This window comes from Sphingomonas sp. Leaf23, from assembly GCF_001421585.1.
Lineage (GTDB): Bacteria > Pseudomonadota > Alphaproteobacteria > Sphingomonadales > Sphingomonadaceae > Sphingomonas.
Genome location: NZ_LMKR01000004.1, coordinates 168652 through 187460 on the forward strand (window position 1 = coordinate 168652; position 18809 = coordinate 187460).

Annotated in this window: 16 protein-coding genes; 4 read left to right on the forward strand and 12 right to left on the reverse strand. The window is 67.0% G+C overall.

Annotated features, from left to right (window positions below; translation table 11 throughout):
- Positions 1 to 48: 48 nt before the first annotated feature.
- The 7 genes from ASE67_RS13215 to ASE67_RS17795 form a co-directional block, all read right to left on the reverse strand.
- Complete coding sequence (locus ASE67_RS13215) at positions 49 to 285, reverse strand: hypothetical protein (protein ID WP_200909374.1); 237 nt, start codon at positions 283 to 285, stop codon at positions 49 to 51.
- 215 nt (positions 286 to 500) lie between these two features.
- A complete protein-coding gene (locus ASE67_RS13220) occupies positions 501 to 1523 on the reverse strand; it encodes a M48 family metallopeptidase (RefSeq protein WP_055762172.1) in 1023 nt (340 codons plus the stop codon).
- Between the two features lie 248 nt (positions 1524 to 1771).
- Complete coding sequence (locus ASE67_RS13225; protein ID WP_055762175.1) at positions 1772 to 2389, reverse strand: FKBP-type peptidyl-prolyl cis-trans isomerase; 618 nt, start codon at positions 2387 to 2389, stop codon at positions 1772 to 1774.
- Positions 2390 to 2475: 86 nt separating this feature from the next.
- Positions 2476 to 2682, reverse strand: a complete 207-nt coding sequence (gene rpsU / locus ASE67_RS13230; protein ID WP_010545388.1) for a 30S ribosomal protein S21 — start codon at positions 2680 to 2682, stop codon at positions 2476 to 2478.
- A gap of 118 nt (positions 2683 to 2800) precedes the next feature.
- Complete coding sequence (locus ASE67_RS13235) at positions 2801 to 3190, reverse strand: response regulator (RefSeq protein ID WP_055762894.1); 390 nt, start codon at positions 3188 to 3190, stop codon at positions 2801 to 2803.
- Between the two features lie 63 nt (positions 3191 to 3253).
- A complete protein-coding gene (locus ASE67_RS13240) occupies positions 3254 to 5662 on the reverse strand; it encodes an ATP-binding protein (protein WP_055762178.1) in 2409 nt (802 codons plus the stop codon).
- Positions 5663 to 5736: 74 nt separating this feature from the next.
- Positions 5737 to 7092, reverse strand: coding sequence for an EAL domain-containing protein (locus ASE67_RS17795; protein ID WP_082457131.1), 1356 nt, complete (start codon positions 7090 to 7092; stop codon positions 5737 to 5739).
- Between the two features lie 399 nt (positions 7093 to 7491).
- On the opposite strand from ASE67_RS17795, the gene cysD reads away from it, so the two are divergent.
- From cysD to ASE67_RS13260, 3 genes are all read left to right on the forward strand, one after another.
- Positions 7492 to 8409: a sulfate adenylyltransferase subunit CysD gene (gene cysD / locus ASE67_RS13250; RefSeq protein ID WP_055762183.1), complete on the forward strand. Its 918-nt coding sequence runs from the start codon at positions 7492 to 7494 to the stop codon at positions 8407 to 8409.
- Positions 8410 to 8528: 119 nt separating this feature from the next.
- The gene (cysN, locus tag ASE67_RS13255) at positions 8529 to 10463 is read left to right on the forward strand and encodes a sulfate adenylyltransferase subunit CysN (RefSeq protein WP_055762186.1); all 1935 of its coding nucleotides are present in this window, start codon (positions 8529 to 8531) and stop codon (positions 10461 to 10463) included.
- Positions 10460 to 11185 carry a 3'(2'),5'-bisphosphate nucleotidase CysQ gene (locus tag ASE67_RS13260; protein ID WP_055762898.1) on the forward strand — a complete coding sequence of 242 codons (726 nt, stop codon included), beginning with the start codon at positions 10460 to 10462 and terminating at the stop codon, positions 11183 to 11185. The genes cysN and ASE67_RS13260 overlap by 4 nt, the downstream gene beginning before the upstream one ends.
- Before the next feature lie 133 nt (positions 11186 to 11318).
- Here ASE67_RS13260 and ASE67_RS13265 read toward each other — a convergent pair whose 3' ends face one another.
- Together ASE67_RS13265 and ASE67_RS13270 are read right to left on the reverse strand one after the other, a co-directional pair.
- Positions 11319 to 12455, reverse strand: a complete 1137-nt coding sequence (locus ASE67_RS13265) for a sensor histidine kinase (protein WP_055762189.1) — start codon at positions 12453 to 12455, stop codon at positions 11319 to 11321.
- A complete protein-coding gene (locus ASE67_RS13270; RefSeq protein WP_055762191.1) occupies positions 12452 to 14305 on the reverse strand; it encodes a putative bifunctional diguanylate cyclase/phosphodiesterase in 1854 nt (617 codons plus the stop codon). Before ASE67_RS13270 ends, ASE67_RS13265 begins: the two co-directional genes overlap by 4 nt.
- 175 nt (positions 14306 to 14480) lie before the next feature.
- Here ASE67_RS13270 and ASE67_RS13275 point away from each other — a divergent pair, with 175 nt between their 5' ends.
- On the forward strand, positions 14481 to 15422 hold the full coding sequence (locus tag ASE67_RS13275) for a cation diffusion facilitator family transporter (RefSeq protein ID WP_055762194.1): 942 nt from the start codon (positions 14481 to 14483) through the stop codon (positions 15420 to 15422).
- A gap of 123 nt (positions 15423 to 15545) precedes the next feature.
- Here the strand turns inward: ASE67_RS13275 and ASE67_RS13280 are convergent, their stop codons facing one another.
- From ASE67_RS13280 to ASE67_RS13290, 3 genes are all read right to left on the reverse strand, one after another.
- Positions 15546 to 16685 carry an aldose epimerase family protein gene (locus ASE67_RS13280; RefSeq protein WP_055762197.1) on the reverse strand — a complete coding sequence of 380 codons (1140 nt, stop codon included), beginning with the start codon at positions 16683 to 16685 and terminating at the stop codon, positions 15546 to 15548.
- A 92-nt stretch (positions 16686 to 16777) separates the two neighbouring features.
- The gene (gene murA, locus ASE67_RS13285; RefSeq protein ID WP_055762200.1) at positions 16778 to 18061 is read right to left on the reverse strand and encodes a UDP-N-acetylglucosamine 1-carboxyvinyltransferase; all 1284 of its coding nucleotides are present in this window, start codon (positions 18059 to 18061) and stop codon (positions 16778 to 16780) included.
- Positions 18062 to 18109: 48 nt separating this feature from the next.
- On the reverse strand, positions 18110 to 18727 hold the full coding sequence (locus tag ASE67_RS13290) for a DJ-1/PfpI family protein (RefSeq protein ID WP_055762203.1): 618 nt from the start codon (positions 18725 to 18727) through the stop codon (positions 18110 to 18112).
- Positions 18728 to 18809 lie beyond the last annotated feature (82 nt).

Genomic DNA, 18809 nt, shown 5'->3' on the forward strand with positions numbered 1-18809 from the left:
GAGGGACGCCCTTTCCGCAGATCGTAGCGCGGTTGCCCGCGCGAACAATCAGTTGCTGTCCGAATCGCTGTCCGAGTCGGCGACGACAACGATGCCTGCAACGACGGCAGCAGCAGCCAGCAGAGCGACGATGATGCCGCCGCCGGCCAGCTTCTCACCCTTGGCAGCCGGCGCCGACGCGCGAGCAACCGACAGCTTCGAAGCGTTGGCAGCGTTGGCGATCGTCGGAGCGACGGTCATCGACACGGCCGAGGCCGCGATCAGCATCTTCTTGGCAAAACCCATTTCTACACTCCCTTGCAAAACTCTACGTCGGATCGCCTTTTGCATAGCAGCACGCCACCTGCAAGTACTATCGTCCCGTTCGCGACCAGCCGTTTGGCCGTGCGGACCAATAGTGGTCGCGCGGGTCACTGCGCCGGAACAGGTTAAATTCTACTTAGTTCCGACACGAAAAACAGTTCCGCCGGCCCAACAGGCTCGATCCGGCGCATTTCCCCTCAGGATAGAGGCGCGTTGCGGGTTGCCAGTATTGGCGGTTGGTACGGAATGGGCGCCCCATTCGGCAGGGTTGCCAGTTCACCCGCAATCAATTCGGCGCGTGTCGCTGCCGATGAATGCGTTCTACTGTGGAATATCCCGCCATCGATTCGCGCGCCCGGCCCCTGCCAGAATCGCACCGCCTCCTGTGGGTCCCATCCCGCATTGCGCAAAAGATGGACGCCCAGCCGGTCGGCATCGTCCTCGGTCTGGCGATGGATGCGGCCGTTGCGGCCCAGTTCGCGCAGCAGGCCGCGACTGACCTTCGCCGCGTCCAGCCGGGCATGATGCCGCAGGATATTGTGCGACAGTTCGTGCGCAACGACGACCGCCACTTGCGGATCGGCGAATCGGTCGAGGAATGCGCTCGAAATCTGCACGAGCCGTCCATCGGCGACCGCATCCAACGCGGTTCCCACTCGCAGTTCGAACAGCGTCCGGCATCCTGGCGATGGCGCGATGCCGATCGTGCGGTCGACACCGCCCCGCCGCAGAACCAGTGTGAGCGGCCGGTCGACCGGTTGCGAATCGATCAGCGCGGCCACCGCGTCGCGGGTGCGGACATGCCCTCCACCGCTAGCCGTCGGGACCGGCTGTCCATTGACGCTGACGATCGAATCATCGGCGCGCACCCCGGCGCGGGCGGCGGGGCTGCCCGGTACCACGCCCTCGACCGCGACACCGGTCGCAAAGCCGAATACGGCGCGGGCCGCCGGCTGCTCCGCCTCGGCATATTGGTCGATCGCATGCACCACCATGCCCGGCACCGGCGCGACGTCGGCGCATAGCGAGGCATTGGCCGTCGCCAGTCGATAGCCGATTGCCCCCAGTCGCAGATCGGCCGCCCGCAGCGCCTCCAGCGTTGCCCCGTCCGCTGACACCGGCATCGGCGCCGCGCCCAGGGTCGGCAGCGCCAGCAGCGCCCACGCCACAAGCCGGAAACGGGACCCGCGCTGGACGCGGGGGGAGAAGGGGGAAGCCATGCCGTGCACCTACCACGAAACCGGCGGGTCAGGCGATGCGGTCGCTACTCGATTCGCCCGTTCGCGATCGCCGTGCGCGACGGGCGACGCCGCGAACGCTACGCACCGGAGATGGCGACCTCCGCCGCCTGCACGCCGCGCTGGAAAGGACGCATCCCTTTCTACACCGTCCCCGATCGCATCGATCCGCCAGACAAACGAAAACGGCGCCGGAAGCCCGGCGCCGTCTGCGATCGATCCTGTCGGCCTCAGCGCCCGACCGGCGGCGCTCCCGCACCCGGCGGCGGGACCGCGCCTCCCTGCTGCTGTTGCTGCTGCATCATCTGCTGCATCTGCAACTGCTGCAGGACGGTTTCCGGAATGAAGTCGATCATCTCGACATCGAACACCAGCACCTGCTTCGCCAGCTTTTCGACTTCCGGCGACATCGGCGGCGCGCCTTCGGGACGCGGCGCGGCATAGCCCAGTTCCGGCTTCACCCAGAACCGGTACTTCGCCCCCTTCGGCATCAGCTTGATCGCTTCGCCAAAGCCCGAAACGACGCCCTTCGGCGACATCGGGGTCGGCTGCCGGCTCTGATCGAACACGGTGCCGTCGGTGAACTTGCCGACATAGTTGACCAGCGCGACATCGGCGTCGGTCGGGGTCGGGCCGGTACCCTTGGTCAGCACTTCATATTGCAGGCCGCTGGCGGTCGTCACGATGCCAGGGCGCGATGCATTGCCCGACAGGAACGAATCGACATCGCTACGCGTGCCGGCCCATGCGAACCCGGCTGCGAGCAGCACGGCCAGCACGATACCAACCCATATCCAGGTGATATGACGCTGCTTGACGGGACGCAGCGGAACGGCAGTGACCGACATCGAAACCCCTTATCGTGCGGCACACGGCGCCGCATCGCAGTACCAGCAGGGTCGCCGGCCCGCTGGCCCGCGACCCGATTCGGTATTTACCGGGCGCTGTCGCGTTCCATCCGCTTGCGCTCCAGCTTGCGGGCGCGACGGACGGCGGCGGCACGCTCGCGAGCGCGCTTTTCCGACGGCTTTTCGTAGTGACGGCGCAGCTTCATCTCGCGATACACGCCTTCGCGCTGCAGCTTCTTCTTCAGCGCACGAAGGGCCTGATCGACATTGTTGTCACGGACGATGATCTGCATGGGGCCGTAAAACTCCGGGTCTTTATCGCAATAGAATAGGGTTCGCCGAAGCATGGCTGCGGCGTGACGAATCCCCCTAACAGGACTGTCCCCGCCGGGCAAGTCAAACCGCCATGTTTCAGAAGATCAGATCGCCTCCGGCACGTCCGGCAAGGATTCGTCCGATCGCATCGAACAGCGCGTCCATCGCCACCGGCTTGAACAGCACTTCGTCGGCACCGGCGGCAATGCAGCGCTCGGTCAGGTCGATCGCGGTGTCGGCAGTCACGATGATGATCGGCAGCGTCCGCTTCGCATCATTGCGGGCGCGGACCCGCCGGATCACCTCGAACCCGTCCATGCCGGGCATGCGCAGGTCGAGCAGGACCAGATCGTAATCATCCTCGTCGATTCGCCGCAGCCCTGCTTCGGCGCAATCGGCCTCGACCATGGCCGCCCCGGCCACGTCGAGCATGTCGCGGACGACCCGACGATTCATCGCATCATCCTCGACGAACAGGATTTTCATCGTGTGTTCGCCGATCGGACGCAGAAGGATAGGACGCTGTTCATATGGCAACCCGCTATCGCGCTATGCGGCGTTCGGTACAAGGGACACCGCGGGCGCGCCTTCTAGCTGCTCTACAAACAGCGCGTCGATTAGTTGCGTAGCCGAAACAGGTTTTTGCAGCAATCTGACATTTTTTCCTTCAAGGTGGATTTCATCATGCGCGCGGGTCATGGCGACGATTCGCAAATTGCGCGCCTTGGCAAGCGCTGCCAGGTCGGACAGGTCGCGCACCGGGTCCGCCGACCCGGCGGACAACGACGCCATGTCGACCAGCACTCTCCGCGTTTCCGCCTGCGACAGCCGTTCGCGAAGCGCGCCGGCATCGTCGACGAACGCCGTTTCGCCGATATGGCGGGCGAACAGCGTGCGCATCATGCCGCGCGCGATCGGATTGCGCTCGAGGATCACCAGCGTTTCGACCGGGGCGGCATCGGCCGAAGACGCCTCGTCCGATTCGGGCGCGACCGGTACCAGCGGCAGGTCGAGCGTGAAGGTCGTGCCCCTGCCGGGCACGCTGTCGACGGTGATGTCGCCGCCCATCGCCCGCGCCAGATTGCGACAGATGGTCAGGCCAAGGCCGGTGCCGCCGAACCGGCGGGTCGTGCTGTTGTCGGCCTGCTGGAACGATTCGAACACGTCCTCCAGCCGCTCGGGCGCGATCCCGATGCCGGTATCGGCCACCGCGATCGACAGCCGCCCCCCCCGGACGGCGACCCGCATCGCGATTTCGCCGGATTGGGTGAACTTCAACGCGTTCGACAACAGGTTGAACATGATCTGCCGCAACCGCACCGGGTCCCCCTCCACCCACCGGGGCACGTCGCCCAGGTCGAGGACGAAGCGCAGCCCGCGATCCTCGGCCTGGCGCCGCCACAGCCGGGCGAGGTCCTGGGTGGTGGCGACCAGATCGGTCGGCACGCGTTCGACGGTCAGCTTGCCCGACTGCATCTTCGCCACGTCGAGAATGTCGTCGACCAGCGACCGCATGGTCACCCCGGCGTCGTGGATGATATCCAGCCGGTCGCGCATTTCGGGCGCCAGCCGGTCGTCACGCAGCATGACCTGCGCCATGCCGAGAATGCCGTTCAGCGGGGTGCGAATCTCGTGGCTGGTCGTCGCGAGGAAATCGCCCTTCGCCTTCAGCGCCTGTTCGAGCGCGGCATTGGTCGCGGCAAGGTCGATATTGGCCCGCCGGATCGCGTCGCGGCTGCGGCGAAGCGTGACGACGCCGAAGACCAGCAGCGCGACGAGCACCGCCACCGCCGCCGCGATGCTGCCGAACAGCGTCCGCTGGAACCGCGCGCTTTCGCGTTCGAACGCGACGTTGCGGCGCAATTCCTCCTGCTTCAGCCGCGCGATGCGCAGTTCCTGGTTCTGGAAATCGAACCGTGCCGCCATCAGCGCGGTCTTGGTCGAGGTGGTCAGTTGCGTTGCCTGGGCATTCAGCCGGTCGAGGGCCTCCAGATGCAGGAGCGCCTTCGCCGTTTCGCCAGCAGCCGCATAGACGCCATAGGCGTTGCGATGATTGTCCCGCGCGGTCAGCGGCGTCTTCTTCAGGTCGACGTCGGCAAAGGCGTCGTCCACCAGCTTCACGGCCAGCGCGGCATGACCGCGATCGATCGCGATCCTGCCGGCAAGCGCCTGTAACTGCCCGACGGTAGCCAACGATCCTGCGGCGCGCGCGATCGCGATGCCCCGCACCGCCGCCTGCCATGCGGCGTCCAGCTGCTTGGCGCCATGATAGGCCCTGGCGATATTCCCGAAGATCCGCGCTTCGAAGATCGGGTTCCTGACCTCCCGCACCAGGACGAGGCCACGCCGGAAATCGGCGAGCGCGCGCTGATATTGCCCCATCTCGGTCAGGACGTTGCCGCGATTGTTCAGGAGCGAGACCAGCAGCGGCGGATCGGCGGCATAGGTGTCGATCGCCTGGCCGTAATAGCGCAGGGCCGCATCGAAATCCGCGCCCTGGCGATAGAGCGCGCCGATGCTGAGCAATGCCATCGCCTGCCCCCGCCGGTCGCCGGTTTCGCGATAGATGCGGTAGGCGGCCTGATAGTCCGCCAGGGCAAGGGCGACCCCGCCGCTGTCGGAGGCGACGTCGCCGCGGGTCCGGAGGATGTCGCCCTCCAATGCGATGCGTGGCTTGATCCTGCTGGCGATTGCCAGCGCGTGGGCGATTTCGCGGCGGGCATTGGTCGCGTCGCCCATGCGCGAATAGGCTTCGGCCTGCAGCCAGATGCTGGCCGCGGCTAGGCGCGACTGTCGCCCGTCGCGCGCGATCGCCTCGCGCTCCAGCGCTTCGCTTTCGTGCAAGCCGCGTTCGGGCTCGGCCGCCAGACGGCTGCGCACCGTGTCGTAGCGACGCTCCAGCAGTCCGTCCCCATCCTGCGCGCCGGCCACGCCGATCGACAGGGGCAGGACCAGCAAGGCAAGGAGACAACGACCCGATCGAGAAGGCATTCGGTACACTTTCGCCATCGATGGCCAGCGGCCGGCGTGCATCAACCCGCCTTCCACTGCCCTTCATTGCGCCGGAACGAGAAACGCGGCCCAGCCATCGCCGCGACATGCCGGTCTTCCGACAGGAAGGTCAGGAACGCGGGAAATTCGATCGGACGACTGATGAGGAACCCCTGCACCATGTCGCAGCCCATCACCCCCAGCAGCGCCAGCGCCGCCGGAGTTTCGACACCCTCGGCGGTCACCTCCATGTCGAGCGCATGGGCGAGGTCGATCGTCGACCGGACGATCAGCGGGTCGCGATTGCTGCTGGTGAGCTGCGTCACGAACAATTTGTCGATCTTCAGCTCCGAGGCGGGCAGACGCTTGAGATAGGCGAGCGACGACAGCCCCGCGCCGTAGTCGTCGATCGACAGCGGCACCCCGATATCGGCGAAGATGCGCAGATTGGCGATGGCGCTTTCCGGATCGCGGATCACCGCCGTTTCGGTAATCTCGAACCCGATCTTCGCCCCGCCCGCAGTGACCAGCGCGCAGGCGTCGCGGACGAAGCCCGCATCCGACAGCAGGATGCCGGAAATGTTGATAAAGACCGGGATGTCATGCCCGCGCGCGGCCAGCACCCGCTGATCGGCGATCGCACGTTCGATGATCCACAGTGTCAGGGGGCCGATCGTGTCGGATCGCTCGGCCGCTTCGATGAACATGCCTGGCAGGATCAGCCCGCGCACCGGATGGCGCCAGCGGACCAGCGCTTCGGCGCCGACCACCCGCTGCTGCCGCACCCGCACCTTCGGCTGATATTGCAGGAAGATTTGCCCGCTGGCGATCGCATCGGGCAATTCGCGCATCAACTGGATCGGATCGTCGCCCGCCGACGGGTTGGCAAGGTCGCGAACAACGTCGCTGCGGATTTCCCGCGCATCGACCAGCGCCTGCTCGGCACCCTCGACCAGCCGCAGGTCGTCGGCATCCGGCGTGGGCGCGCCGACGCCGCCGATTCGCAACGACAGGCGAAAGGTTTCGCCATCGAGGTCGAACGGGTCGGCCATGGCTGCGCGCACCTGTTCGGCGATGGCGACGCCCGCTGCCGACGAATCACATTCGAACGACAGCTCCAGCGCCTTCTGCCCCGATGGCGTGGCACGCATCATCGGCAACGCCCGCAGCAGGCGCGCCATCACATCCTCGATCACCAGACGGGCGCGCGACACCCCGACGCTGCGGCGGAACGCCGCGAAATCTTCCAGTTCGGCCAGCAGCAGGAAGCGGTAGGGCGGCAGCTCGCGCAGCACGTTCGCCACCCCGGCCGCATCGCGAATCGGCGCCCCGCGACGGGATCGCGGGCGATGTCTGGTCCCGGCAAGCGGGAAATGATCCGATTTGGCGCGGCGCATGGCCGGTCCTCGCTACAGGCCCAACTGCAAAACTTCGGTTAACGACGAACGCCCTCGGATTGCGTCGAATGGCTGTGATTCAGGTTTGGTGTTCGGTTAATTTTCCGTTAATGGTTACGAACGCTTCGGCGTAACTGGGAGAAAGAAAATGCAGGCATTTTTTGCGCTGTTCCGTGATCATTACGGCGACGATCTGCGTCCGATCTGAACGGAACCGGCGCCTGGATCCATCCGGTTCGCCGGGCGGGTCCAGGCGCTTTTGATTCGTGTTTGGGCCGACCGTCGCGCGTTGGCATGCCAAGCCCCCTCTCCCAAACATTGCGCGATAGCTGAACTGGCGCGCGCTGCAGGAATCGTTGTTTTGGTGGCCGGACCCGGATCGCTACCTGCGATCCCGACATGACCGACCTCCCGACCGATCGCCTCACCCATCTCCAGCGCCTGGAAGCGGAGAGCATCCATATCCTGCGCGAAGTCGTGGCCGAGGCCGAACGCCCGGTCATGCTCTATTCGGTCGGCAAGGATTCGGCGGTGATGCTGCATCTCGCCAAGAAGGCTTTCTATCCCGCCCCGCCGCCTTTCCCGCTGCTGCATGTCGACACGACGTGGAAATTCCGCGCGATGTACGACCTGCGCGACAAGGCGGCGCAGGGTGCCGGCATGGAATTGCTGGTCCATCGGAATCCGGATGCACAAGCGCGCGGGATCAATCCGTTCGACCATGGCAGCCTGCACACCGACCTGTGGAAGACCGAGGGGCTGAAACAGGCGCTCGACCAGTATGGCTTCGACGCGGCGTTCGGCGGCGCGCGGCGCGACGAGGAAAAGAGTCGGGCAAAGGAGCGCGTCTTCTCGTTCCGATCGGCCAATCACCGTTGGGACCCGAAGGCGCAGCGGCCCGAGCTGTGGCACCTGTATAACGCGCGCAAAGCGAAGGGCGAATCGATCCGCGTCTTTCCGCTGTCGAACTGGACCGAACTCGACATCTGGCAATATATCCTGGCCGAGCAGATCGAGATCGTGCCGCTGTATTTCGCCGCGCACCGCCCGACCGTGGAGCGCGACGGCATGTTGCTGATGGTCGATGACGACCGGTTTCCGCTCAACCCCGGCGAGGTCCCGGTCGAGCGGTCGATCCGCTTCCGCACGCTCGGCTGCTATCCGCTGACCGGCGCGGTGGAGAGCGAGGCGGCGACGCTTTCCGAGGTCATTCAGGAAATGCTGCTGACCACCACCTCCGAACGGCAAGGCCGCGCGATCGACCGCGATGCGGGATCGGCCAGCATGGAAAAGAAGAAGCAGGAGGGTTATTTTTGATGGCGCCACGTCATGCGCAGCGTGACGAAGCGTCAACCCCGGCGAAGGCCGGGGCCTCCCGCCGATAGAATCCCCTCATTTCAGGGAGACCCCAGCCTTCGCTGGGGTGACGTGCAGATATGAACGCCCAGACGCCCGCCCCCGCCTATACCCCCGATGCGCTGATCGCCGACGATATCGACGCCTATCTGGCGCAGCATCAGTCGAAATCACTGCTGCGATTCATCACCTGCGGATCGGTGGACGATGGCAAGTCGACGTTGATCGGCCGACTGCTGTATGATTCCAAGATGATCTTCGAGGATCAGCTGGCGGCGCTGGAGAGCGATTCGAAGCGGGTCGGGACGCAAGGGCAGGAGATCGACTTCGCGCTGCTGGTCGACGGCCTCGCCGCCGAGCGCGAGCAGGGCATTACCATCGACGTCGCCTATCGCTTCTTCGCGACCGAAAAGCGCAAGTTCATCGTCGCCGATACCCCCGGCCACGAACAATATACGCGGAACATGGTGACCGGCGCATCGACCGCCGACCTGGCGGTGATCCTGATCGACGCGCGCAAGGGTGTGCTGACCCAGACGCGGCGGCACAGCTATCTGGCGCACCTGATCGGCATCCGCCACATCGTGCTGGCGGTGAACAAGATGGATCTGGTCGGTTATGACCAGGCGACGTTCGACCGCATCGTCGCCGACTATGCCGCGTTCGCCGAATCGATCGGCATCGCCGGCTTCACCGCGATCCCGCTGTCGGGGTTCAAGGGCGACAATATCGCCGCTGCCCCGTCGGCCAATACGCCATGGTATGCCGGCCCGGCGCTGATCGAGCATCTCGAATCGGTCGCGCTGGACAGCGAAGCGGCGGCGGCGCGTGCCTTCCGCCTGCCGGTACAGTGGGTCAACCGCCCGACCCTCGACTTTCGCGGGTTTGCCGGGCTGATCGCCAGCGGCACGGTGCGGCCGGGCGATGCGGTGCGGGTGCTGCCATCGGGCCGGACCAGCAAGGTCGCGCGCATCGTCACCATGGACGGCGACCTGCCCCAGGCGGTGGCGGGCCAGTCGGTGACGATCACGCTCACCGACGAGATCGACTGTTCGCGCGGCGACGTCATCGCCGCCGCCGACGCGCCGCCACAGGTCGCCGACCAGTTCCGCACGACGATCGTCTGGATGGACGGCGAGGCTTTGCTGCCGGGGCGCGCCTATTGGCTGAAGACCGGATCGGGCACCGTGTCGGCGACGGTCCAGCCGCCGCGCCACGCGATCGACGTCAACACGCTGGCCGAATTGTCGGTCAAGACGCTGCAACTGAACGATATCGGTGTGGCGGACGTGTTCACCGATCGCGGCATTGCGTTCGAACCCTATGCCGATAATCGCGACCTTGGCGGGTTCATCCTGATCGACAAGATCACCAATGCCACCGTCGCCGCCGGCATGATCGACTATTGCCTGCGCCGCAGCCAGAACGTGCACTGGCAGTCGCTCGACATCACGCGCGAGGCCCATGCCGCGCAGAAGAACCAGAGCCCCCGCGTGCTGTGGTTCACCGGCCTGTCGGGATCGGGCAAGTCGACCATCGCCAACCTGGTCGAAAAGAAGCTGCATACGCTGGGCAAGCACAGTTTCCTGCTCGACGGCGACAATGTCCGCCATGGGCTGAACCGCGACCTGGGCTTTACCGATGCCGACCGGGTGGAGAATGTCCGCCGCGTGGGCGAGGTTGCGAAGCTGATGGCCGATGCCGGGCTGATCGTGCTGACCGCGTTCATCTCTCCGTTCCGCGCGGAACGCGACCTGGCGCGCGCGATGCTGCCCGAGGGCGAGTTCGTCGAGGTGTTCATCGACACCCCGCTGGCCGTGGCCGAGGCACGCGACGTGAAGGGGCTGTATGCCAAGGCGCGTGCCGGCGGCCTTGCCAACTTCACCGGCATCGACAGCCCGTACGAAGCGCCGCTGCGTCCCGAAATCCATGTCGACACCCTGCGCGAGACGCCGGAGGCCGCCGCCGAGCGGATCGTCGAGCATATCCTGGGCGTGTGGATACCGATGCTGTGACCGACGACGCGCTGCTGGCCACCGCCATTGCCGCCGAGGCGGGCAAGCTGTTGCTGGCGATCCGATCGGAGGGGCGCGAGACGGGCAAGGCGCTGGGCGACCGTGCCGATGCGGCGGCCAACATGCTGATCCTCGACCGGCTGCGCGCGGCGCGGCCCGACGCGTTCGTGCTGTCGGAGGAGTCGGTCGACGACAAGCTGCGCTGCGCCGCGTCGCAGACGTGGATCGTCGATCCGCTGGACGGCACGCGCGAATATGCCGAGGGGCGCGACGACTGGGCGGTGCATGTCGCGCTGGCGGTCGGCGGGCGGGCAACGGCGGGCGCGGTCGCGCTGCCCGCGCTGGGCGTCGTGCTGTCGAGCAGCCCCGCGCCGATCGTCCCCCCCGCCCCGCCGCGTCCGCGCATGGTCGTCAGCCGCACCCGCCCCGCGCCGCAGGCGCTGGCGGTGGCCGAGGCGATCGGTGCCGAGCTGATCCCGATGGGGTCGGCCGGGGCAAAGGCGATGGCGGTGGTGCGTGGGCAGGCCGACATCTACCTGCATGCCGGTGGGCAATATGAATGGGACAGCTGCGCACCCGTGGCGGTGGCCCTTGCCGCCGGGCTACACGCGTCGCGGATCGATGGCACGCCGCTATATTACAACTGCCGGGATACGTGGCTGCCGGACCTGCTGATCTGCCGCCATGCCGATGCCGCGCGGATATTGCCGCTGATTACCTAGAGCGATTTCCGACCATGTTGGATCACCGGCACGGAGGTGGTTTCGGTTCGGGGCAAGGCGCGAGGAGCGGAGCGATGCAATAGCATCGTGACCGACGAGCAACGCAGTCCCGGATCGAAAGCGCCCCGCCGCGTCAGCGGTCGCCCGCGCGGGCACCGAGGCCTGGCCCGTCGCTTTCCAGCCGCAGGCTGCCACCCATCGCCGCCATCCCGTTCGCGCACCAATGCAGGCCGAGGCCGCCGGACTTGGCCTTGCGGGTCGAATAGCCGTGCTGGAACAGCATCGGCGCATCGGCCGGATCGAACCCGTCGCCATCGTCGGCGATCGTCACCGTCACCTCCGGCCCGTCGGCCACGGTGACGAGCACCTGCCCGTCGCCATCGCCCTGCGCCGCGATCGCTTCGGCGGCGTTGCGGAACAGGTTGCCGATCACCTGGCTCAGGATCACCCGGTCGGCCCGCACCCAGCACGGCGATGCGGGAAAGGACACCGCGATCGAATGGCCGTCGCCATAGCGGGCGATGGCACCGTTGCGCGCGATCAGGTCGGTCACGTCGCAGCGGTCGAGCACCAGCGCCTCGTCCGCCATGTCCTGCGCCCCGCCGATGATGTCGAGGATGTTGGCCAGCGCCGCGCGACCCGTCTCGAACTGCGCCAGCCGCTCCACCCGCGCCCGCGCCACCGTATCGATCGCGGTCATCATGAACGCGGCGAGCCGTTCGCGCCGGGCAGGCGGCAGGTCCGGCTGCGCCAGTTCGGTGATGACGCGTTCGATCATGCTGCGTTCGGCAACCGGCGGCTGGGCAAGCCCGTGCGACAGGATCGCGCTGATCGGCGACAGGGCATTGCGGGCGTTGTGGACCAGCGCCGCGCGGCTTTCGGTGCGGCCCAGCCGGAACGACCGCAGCTCGCGCTGTCCCGCCTGTTCCAGCATCTGTCGCTGCACCAGCGTCGACTGCCGCGACAGGGCGCGGATTTCGGCGGGCGCGCCGGGCAAGGGATGCGGTGCCGCCTCTCCCGAGGTTGCCATCGCCGCCACCTGTCCCGCGAACTGGCGCAGCGGATCGGTGACGCAGCGGGCAATGGCAATGCGCAGCGCCACCAGCATCAGCACGAGCAACCCGCCGCCGGCAAGGGCACTCCACAGCGCCACACCCGTCCCGACCGTCACCGCCAGCACGACCGCGATCGCCCCGACCCCGACGCCACCGACCGGCACCAGCCAGCGCAGGAGCATGGCATCGACCGGACGGGGGTCGCGCGCCGTCATGTCGTCGTCGCCCGCTCCCGTCCCATGCCGTCACGTGCCATGCTGGTCGCGGTCGCGCCGTCGACCGGCCGCGCGAAATAATAGCCCTGCAGATGCGAACAGCCCGCCAGCCGCAGCGCCTGCACCTGATGTTCGGTCTCTACCCCTTCGGCGATCACCTGCAACCGCAAAGCGCGGGCAAGATGGATGATCGAATGGACGATCGCCGCGCTTTCGCGCTCACGCCCCATTCCGTCGATGAAGCTGCGATCGATCTTCAGGCAGTCGAGCGCGAACTTGCGGATGTTATAGAGCGACGAATAGCCGGTCCCGAAATCGTCGAGCGCGATGCGGAACCCCATCTGCCGCAGCCGGTACAGCGTGTCGGCCGCGCGTTCGGCATCGTCAAAGATCGCGGTTTCGGTAATCTCGATCTGCAACCGGTCGGGGGCGACGCCGGCGCGCTGCACCTTTTCCACCAGATGCCCGACAAAATTCTGCCGCCGGAACTGGCGCGGGGAGAAATTGACCGAGACATATTGCCCCGGCCATTCGCCCAGCATCGCCAACGCGGCGTCGAGCACCCAATCGCCCAGATCGTGGATCAGGTTCGATTCCTCGGCGATGGGAATGAACGTCGCCGGGCCGATCGTGCCATGATCGGGGCTGTTCCAGCGCAGCAGCCCTTCGAAGCCGACGAGCGCGCCGGTGTCCTGCGCCACGATCGGTTGATACAGCAGCGCCAGTTCGGCGTTGGCGATCGCGTGGGTCAGCCCCTGTTCGACGCGACGACGAAAGCGGATCGATTCGTCCATGCTGTCGTCGAACAGCCGCACGACGCCGCGGCCCGACCGCTTCGCCTCGTTGAGCGCCAGATCGGCGCGGCGCATCACGTCGACCGATTCGCGCCCGCCTTCCCCCGCGACCATCACCACGCCGATCGATGCCGCGCCCTGGATCGGATGGCCGAACACCTGCAGATCGCCCGAGCAGGCCCGCACCAGCCGTTCGCAGCGCATCACCGCTTCGTCGGCGTGATCGGCGCGCAGCAGCACGCCGAATTCGTCACCGCCCAGCCGCGCGACGAACCCGTCCTCGCCGACCTGTTCGATCAGGATCGCACAGATGGTGCGGATCAGTTCGTCGCCGACCAGATGGCCGAGCGTATCGTTGATGAGCTTGAACCGATCGAGATCGATCATCGCCATCGCGAAATTGCCCGGTTGCCGCGCCTGTTCGGACAGGATGCGCAGGAACGCCAGCCGGTTGGGCGCACCGGTCAGCGGATCGCGATTGGCGAGGCGGATCGCCTTGCTCTCGTTCGCGGCCAGCTCGCGCGCCTGTTCCTCCAGCTCGTCGATCTTGGCGGCCAGCGTCGCACGGGTATTGGCAAGCGCGCGATCGGCCAGCCAGCGATGCGACAGCGCGGTGGCGGTCTGCACCACCTCGTCGGCGGTGAACGGCTTGGCGATATAGAATAGCCGGTCGGGCGGGCCGGCAACGCGTGCGATCTGGGCCGGCGAAAAATCGGAATAGCCGGTGACGATGACGATCTGCACCTCCGGGTCGATCGCCCGGATGCGCCGCGCGGTTTCGCGGCCGTCGATGCCCGGCGGCATCCGCACGTCGATGAAGGCGACGGCAAAGCGCTGGTCGTCGCGCACCGCGCGTTCGACCGCCACGATCGCGTCTTCCCCCTGATGCACATGGTCGAGGCGCAGGCGCAGCGGTTCCGCCGTGTCCGGCGTCGCATCATCGAACAGCTGCGCGGCAAGATCGGCCAGCGCCGCCGCATCCTCCGACGGGGCGAACGACATGCGATAGGAATCGTGCACGGCCGGGTCGTCATCGACGATCAGGATGCGTGCCATGGGTTCATCGGGTTTCATACCGTACGTCTATTTGCCCGGCTGGCGACCAAGGTCGCTGGAATTGCCGGATCAGCGCGCGACGGGCCGTTTCGATCCCGTTTCGGCCGGTCCTGCCCAAGTTTCGGCGGCAGGTCGCGTCTGGTCAGCGTAGCGCGACAGTGCCAGAAGGCGGCGCATGGGCGCACATCATCACGACCACGGGCATGGCCACCACGATCACGGCGAGGGGCATGGCCACGGGCATCACCACATGCCGACCGATTTCGGCCGGGCCTTTGCCATCGGGACGCTGCTGAACATCGGCTTCGTCATCGTCGAGGGCGGCGCCGGATTCTGGTTCGATTCGGTCGCGCTGCTGGCCGATGCCGGGCATAATTTGTCCGACGTGCTGGGCCTGCTGATCGCATGGGGCGGCATGGAGCTGGCCAAGCGGCCCGCGACCCGACGCTTCACCTATGGGCTGGGCGCGTCGACGATCCTTGCCGCGCTGGCCAATGCGCTGGTGCTGCTGGTCGCGGTCGGCGCGATCCTGCTGGAGACGATCCAGCGGCTGGGCAGCCCGCGTCCGATCGACGGCTGGCCGGTGGTGTGGGTTGCGCTCGCCGGAATCGTCGTGAACCTTGCGACCGCGTTGCTGTTCGCGCGGGGGCGGCATGGCGACGTCAATATTCGCGGCGCCTATCTCCACATGGCCGCCGATGCGGCGGTGTCGGCGGGGGTGGTCGTCGCGGGCCTGGTGATCCTGTCGACCGGTGCGACGTGGATCGACCCGCTGGTCAGCCTGATCGTCGTCGCGATCATCCTGATCGGGACGTGGGGGCTGCTGAGCGAATCGCTGCTGCTGGCGCTACAGGCGGTGCCGCGCGGGATCGATGCGGGGGCGGTCGAGAAGCTGCTGGCCAGCCAGCCGGGCGTCAGCCGGGTCCACGACCTGCATATCTGGCCGATGAGCACGACCGAAACCGCGCTGACCGCGCATCTGGTGGTGCCCGGTGGCCATCCGGGCGATGGCTTCCTGGCGGCACTGGGCGATCGGCTGAAGCAGGACTTTGGCATCGGTCATGCGACGGTGCAGATCGAAACCGGCGACGATTGTGCGTTGGCGCATGTGCATTAAGGGGGCGGTTCTTCCCCGGATCGTCACCCCGGACCTGATCCGGGGCCCCGCTTCTTTTTCACGGTAGCAGAAGAAGCGGGACCCCGGGTCAAGCCCGGGGTGACGTAAACAATACAGGCAGCGTCAGCGCGCCACCGACACCCGGTAGACCATGCGGTGGTGGTACGGCTTGCCAGGCTCGACCCGTGCCGACCCGAACGCCGGCTGGTTGGGCGTGTCGGGAAACTTCTGCGGCTCCAGCGCGATACCGTCACCCATGCGGTAGACATGGCCCTTCTTGCCGACCAGCGTGCCGTCGAGGAAATTGCCCGAGTAGAACTGCACGCCCGGTTCGGTCGTCAGCACCTCCAGCACCCGGCCCGAGGCGGGGTCTTCGAGCCGCGCGGCGAGCTTCGGCTCCTTCGTGATCCCGGCATCGAGGACGAAATTATGGTCGTAACCGCGCCCGGCGACGATCTGCGCATCGCGGCCGTCGCGGACATCCTGTCCGACGATGCGGCCGCGGGTGAAGTCGAACACCGTGCCCTTGACCGCGCGACGCTCGCCGGTCGGGATCAGCGCGTCGTTGATCGGCGTATAGCGGCTGGCGGGCATGGTCAGCCGATGGTTCATCGTGCCGATCGCGCTCCCCTCGCCGCCCATGTCGAACAGCGCATGGTTGGTCAGGTTGACGATGGTCGGCGCATCGCTCTTCGCATCGAAATCGATCGTCAGCGCGCCCTTGTCGTCCAGCGCATAGGTGACGGTGACGTCGAGCGTGCCGGGATAGCCCTGGTCGCCGCTTGGGCTGTTCAGCGTCATCGTGACCGAGGCGGTCGGGCCGTCCTTCATCGACACGATCCGCCACACCCGCTTGTCGAAGCCGACCGTGCCGCCGTGCAGCGAATTGGCCTTGTCGTTCTGCGTCAGCTGATAGGTCTTGCCGTCGAGCACGAACTTGCCGCCGGCGATGCGGTTGGCATAACGGCCGATGGTCTGGCCCCAGTAATTGGGTGCCTTAATGTAGCTGGCGGCATCGTCATAGCCGAGCGTGACATCGGCGACCTTGCCGTTGCGGTCGGGCGCGTTGAACGCCTGCAGCGTGGCGCCCAGCGTCATGATCCGCGCGCTGACGCCGTTGCTGCCGGTCAGGGTCACCGCCTCGACCGCCGTGCCGTCGGGCAGCGCGCCGAAGCTCGCCCGCTTGGCCGTCGCCGCTTCGGCCTGCGCGCCGCCCAGCATGATAGCGGCCAGTGCGGCCTGGCAAAGAAACGCTCGCTTCATCGTCACCCCTCCCATGGTGACCGGCGGGCTGTTCACGCCGCGTCCGGTCTGTTGGGAGGAGATATAGTCCGACAATAAGCGGCAGTTCAAGCTCAGCCGTCGCCCAGCCGTTCGATATCCGCACCGACCGCCTGCAGCTTTTCCTCCAGCCGCTCATAGCCGCGATCGAGGTGGTAGACGCGGCTGACCGACGTCTCGCCCTCGGCCGCCAGGCCGGCGATGATGAGGCTCATCGACGCGCGCAGGTCGGTCGCCATCACCGGCGCGCCGACAAGAGAATCGACGCCGCGCACCACCGCCGACCGGCCGGTGACGGTGATGTCCGCCCCCATCCGCGCCAGTTCGGGAACGTGCATGTAGCGGTTTTCAAAAATCGTCTCGGTCAGGACGCTGGCGCCATCGGCACGGGCCAGCAGCGCCATGAACTGCGCCTGCATGTCGGTGGCGAACCCCGGATAGGGCGCGGTCGACAGGTTGACTGGGCGGATCGGGCCGCTCGCCTCGACGAACAGCGAGGTCGCTTCCTCGCGCACCGCGACGCCCGCCTCGACCAGCGCGTCGATCGTCGCGCGCATGTCGCCGGGGACGACGTTCGCCAGTTCGACCGCGCCGCCGGTGATCGCGGCGGCACAGGCATAGCTGCCCGCCTCGATCCGGTCGGGCATGACGGCATAGGTCGCCCCGTGGAGCCGGTCGCGGCCCTCGATCGTCAGCGTGTCACTGCCGATACCGTCGATGACCGCGCCCATCGCGACGAGGCAGCGGCACAGGTCGACGATTTCCGGCTCACGCGCGGCGTTTTCGAGGACGCTGGTCCCCTTGGCCAGCACGGCGGCCATCACCGCATTCTCGGTCGCGCCGACCGATACGACGGGGAAGCGATAGCGCCCGCCGGGGAGACGCCCGCCCGGCGCGGTCGCCTTTACATAGCCCGCGGCCAGCTCGATCTCGGCGCCCAGGGCTTCCAGTGCCTTGAGGTGGAGGTCGATCGGGCGGTTGCCGATCGCGCAGCCGCCGGGCAGCGATACGGTCGCCTCACCGGCGCGCGCGACCAGCGGGCCGAGCACGAGGATCGACGCGCGCATCTTGCGCACGATGTCATAGGGAGCGACGGTCGACGTCAGCCGCTGGCCGCGCATCGTCATCACGCGGCCGAACTCGGACGGGTGCGATCCCTCGATCGTGGTCGACACACCGAACTGGTTGAGCAGGTGGCCGAAGCTGTCGACGTCGGCCAGCCGCGGCAGGTTGCGCAGCGTCAACGGCTCCTCGGTCAACAGCGCGCAGGGGAGCAGCGTCAGCGCTGCGTTCTTGGCCCCGGAAATGACGATGCGGCCGGACAGGCGATTGCCGCCGCGAATGACGATACGATCCATGCGCCAGCTTCTACTGTGTGCGCGAAGGCGCGCAAGGGGCGTGGCGGATCAGGCCGCTGCCGCCTGCTCCGCCACGAAGGGCGCGATCACGCCAAGCGCGCGGTCGACCGACGCCGCCTTTTCCCCAACCGGCGCGACATAATGGATCGCCGCCTCCGCATCGGCCAGCGACCCGCCGCGCGCGATGATCCATGCCGCCAGATATTGCGACGCCATGCAGCCGCCAGCGGTGGCGACATTGCCATGTGCGACGAACGGCGCATCGATGACCTCGACGCCAGCCTCCACGACCCATGGCTTGGTCGTCAGGTCGGTGCAGGCGGGCAGGTCGCCGATCAGGCCGAGCTTCGCCAGCAGCAGCGTACCCGAACATTGCGCCCCGATCAGCTGGCGCGCGGGGTCGAGCGCGAGTTGGGCCAGCAGCTCGGTATCGGCGGCGATCTCGCGCGTGCGGATGCCGCTGCCGATCAGCACCCCGTCCGCATCGCGGGCGAAGGCAAGCGGACGCTGGCGGCGGATGGTGACGCCGTTCATCGACGTCACTTCCTCGGTCGGCGAGGTGATGTACGCGTTCCAGCCCTGTGGCCGCATCCGGTTGAGGATACCCGCCGCGATGAACGAATCGAGTTCGTTGAACCCGTCGAAGGTCAGGACCGCGATCTGCATCCGGCGAATCCTAGACAGTGCGGGCGGTTGTGCAACCGGTCGTCGCAAGCCCCTCCCCGTGCCGGAGAGGATCAGGCCGTCG

Excerpts from the sequence above, each read along its gene's own strand:
- ASE67_RS13215 (WP_200909374.1), bottom strand. The coding sequence starts at position 285 with ATGGGTTTTGCCAAGAAGATGCTGATCGCGGCCTCGGCCGTGTCGATG.
- ASE67_RS13220 (WP_055762172.1), bottom strand. The coding sequence starts at position 1,523 with ATGGCTTCCCCCTTCTCCCCCCGCGTCCAGCGCGGGTCCCGTTTCCGG.
- ASE67_RS13225 (WP_055762175.1), bottom strand. The coding sequence starts at position 2,389 with ATGTCGGTCACTGCCGTTCCGCTGCGTCCCGTCAAGCAGCGTCATATC.
- rpsU (WP_010545388.1), bottom strand. The coding sequence starts at position 2,682 with ATGCAGATCATCGTCCGTGACAACAATGTCGATCAGGCCCTTCGTGCG.
- ASE67_RS13235 (WP_055762894.1), bottom strand. The coding sequence starts at position 3,190 with ATGAAAATCCTGTTCGTCGAGGATGATGCGATGAATCGTCGGGTCGTC.
- ASE67_RS17795 (WP_082457131.1), bottom strand. The coding sequence starts at position 7,092 with ATGCGCCGCGCCAAATCGGATCATTTCCCGCTTGCCGGGACCAGACAT.
- cysD (WP_055762183.1), top strand. The coding sequence starts at position 7,492 with ATGACCGACCTCCCGACCGATCGCCTCACCCATCTCCAGCGCCTGGAA.
- cysN (WP_055762186.1), top strand. The coding sequence starts at position 8,529 with ATGAACGCCCAGACGCCCGCCCCCGCCTATACCCCCGATGCGCTGATC.
- ASE67_RS13265 (WP_055762189.1), bottom strand. The coding sequence starts at position 12,455 with ATGACGGCGCGCGACCCCCGTCCGGTCGATGCCATGCTCCTGCGCTGG.
- ASE67_RS13270 (WP_055762191.1), bottom strand. The coding sequence starts at position 14,305 with ATGGCACGCATCCTGATCGTCGATGACGACCCGGCCGTGCACGATTCC.
- ASE67_RS13275 (WP_055762194.1), top strand. The coding sequence starts at position 14,481 with ATGGGCGCACATCATCACGACCACGGGCATGGCCACCACGATCACGGC.
- ASE67_RS13280 (WP_055762197.1), bottom strand. The coding sequence starts at position 16,685 with ATGAAGCGAGCGTTTCTTTGCCAGGCCGCACTGGCCGCTATCATGCTG.
- murA (WP_055762200.1), bottom strand. The coding sequence starts at position 18,061 with ATGGATCGTATCGTCATTCGCGGCGGCAATCGCCTGTCCGGCCGCATC.
- ASE67_RS13290 (WP_055762203.1), bottom strand. The coding sequence starts at position 18,727 with ATGCAGATCGCGGTCCTGACCTTCGACGGGTTCAACGAACTCGATTCG.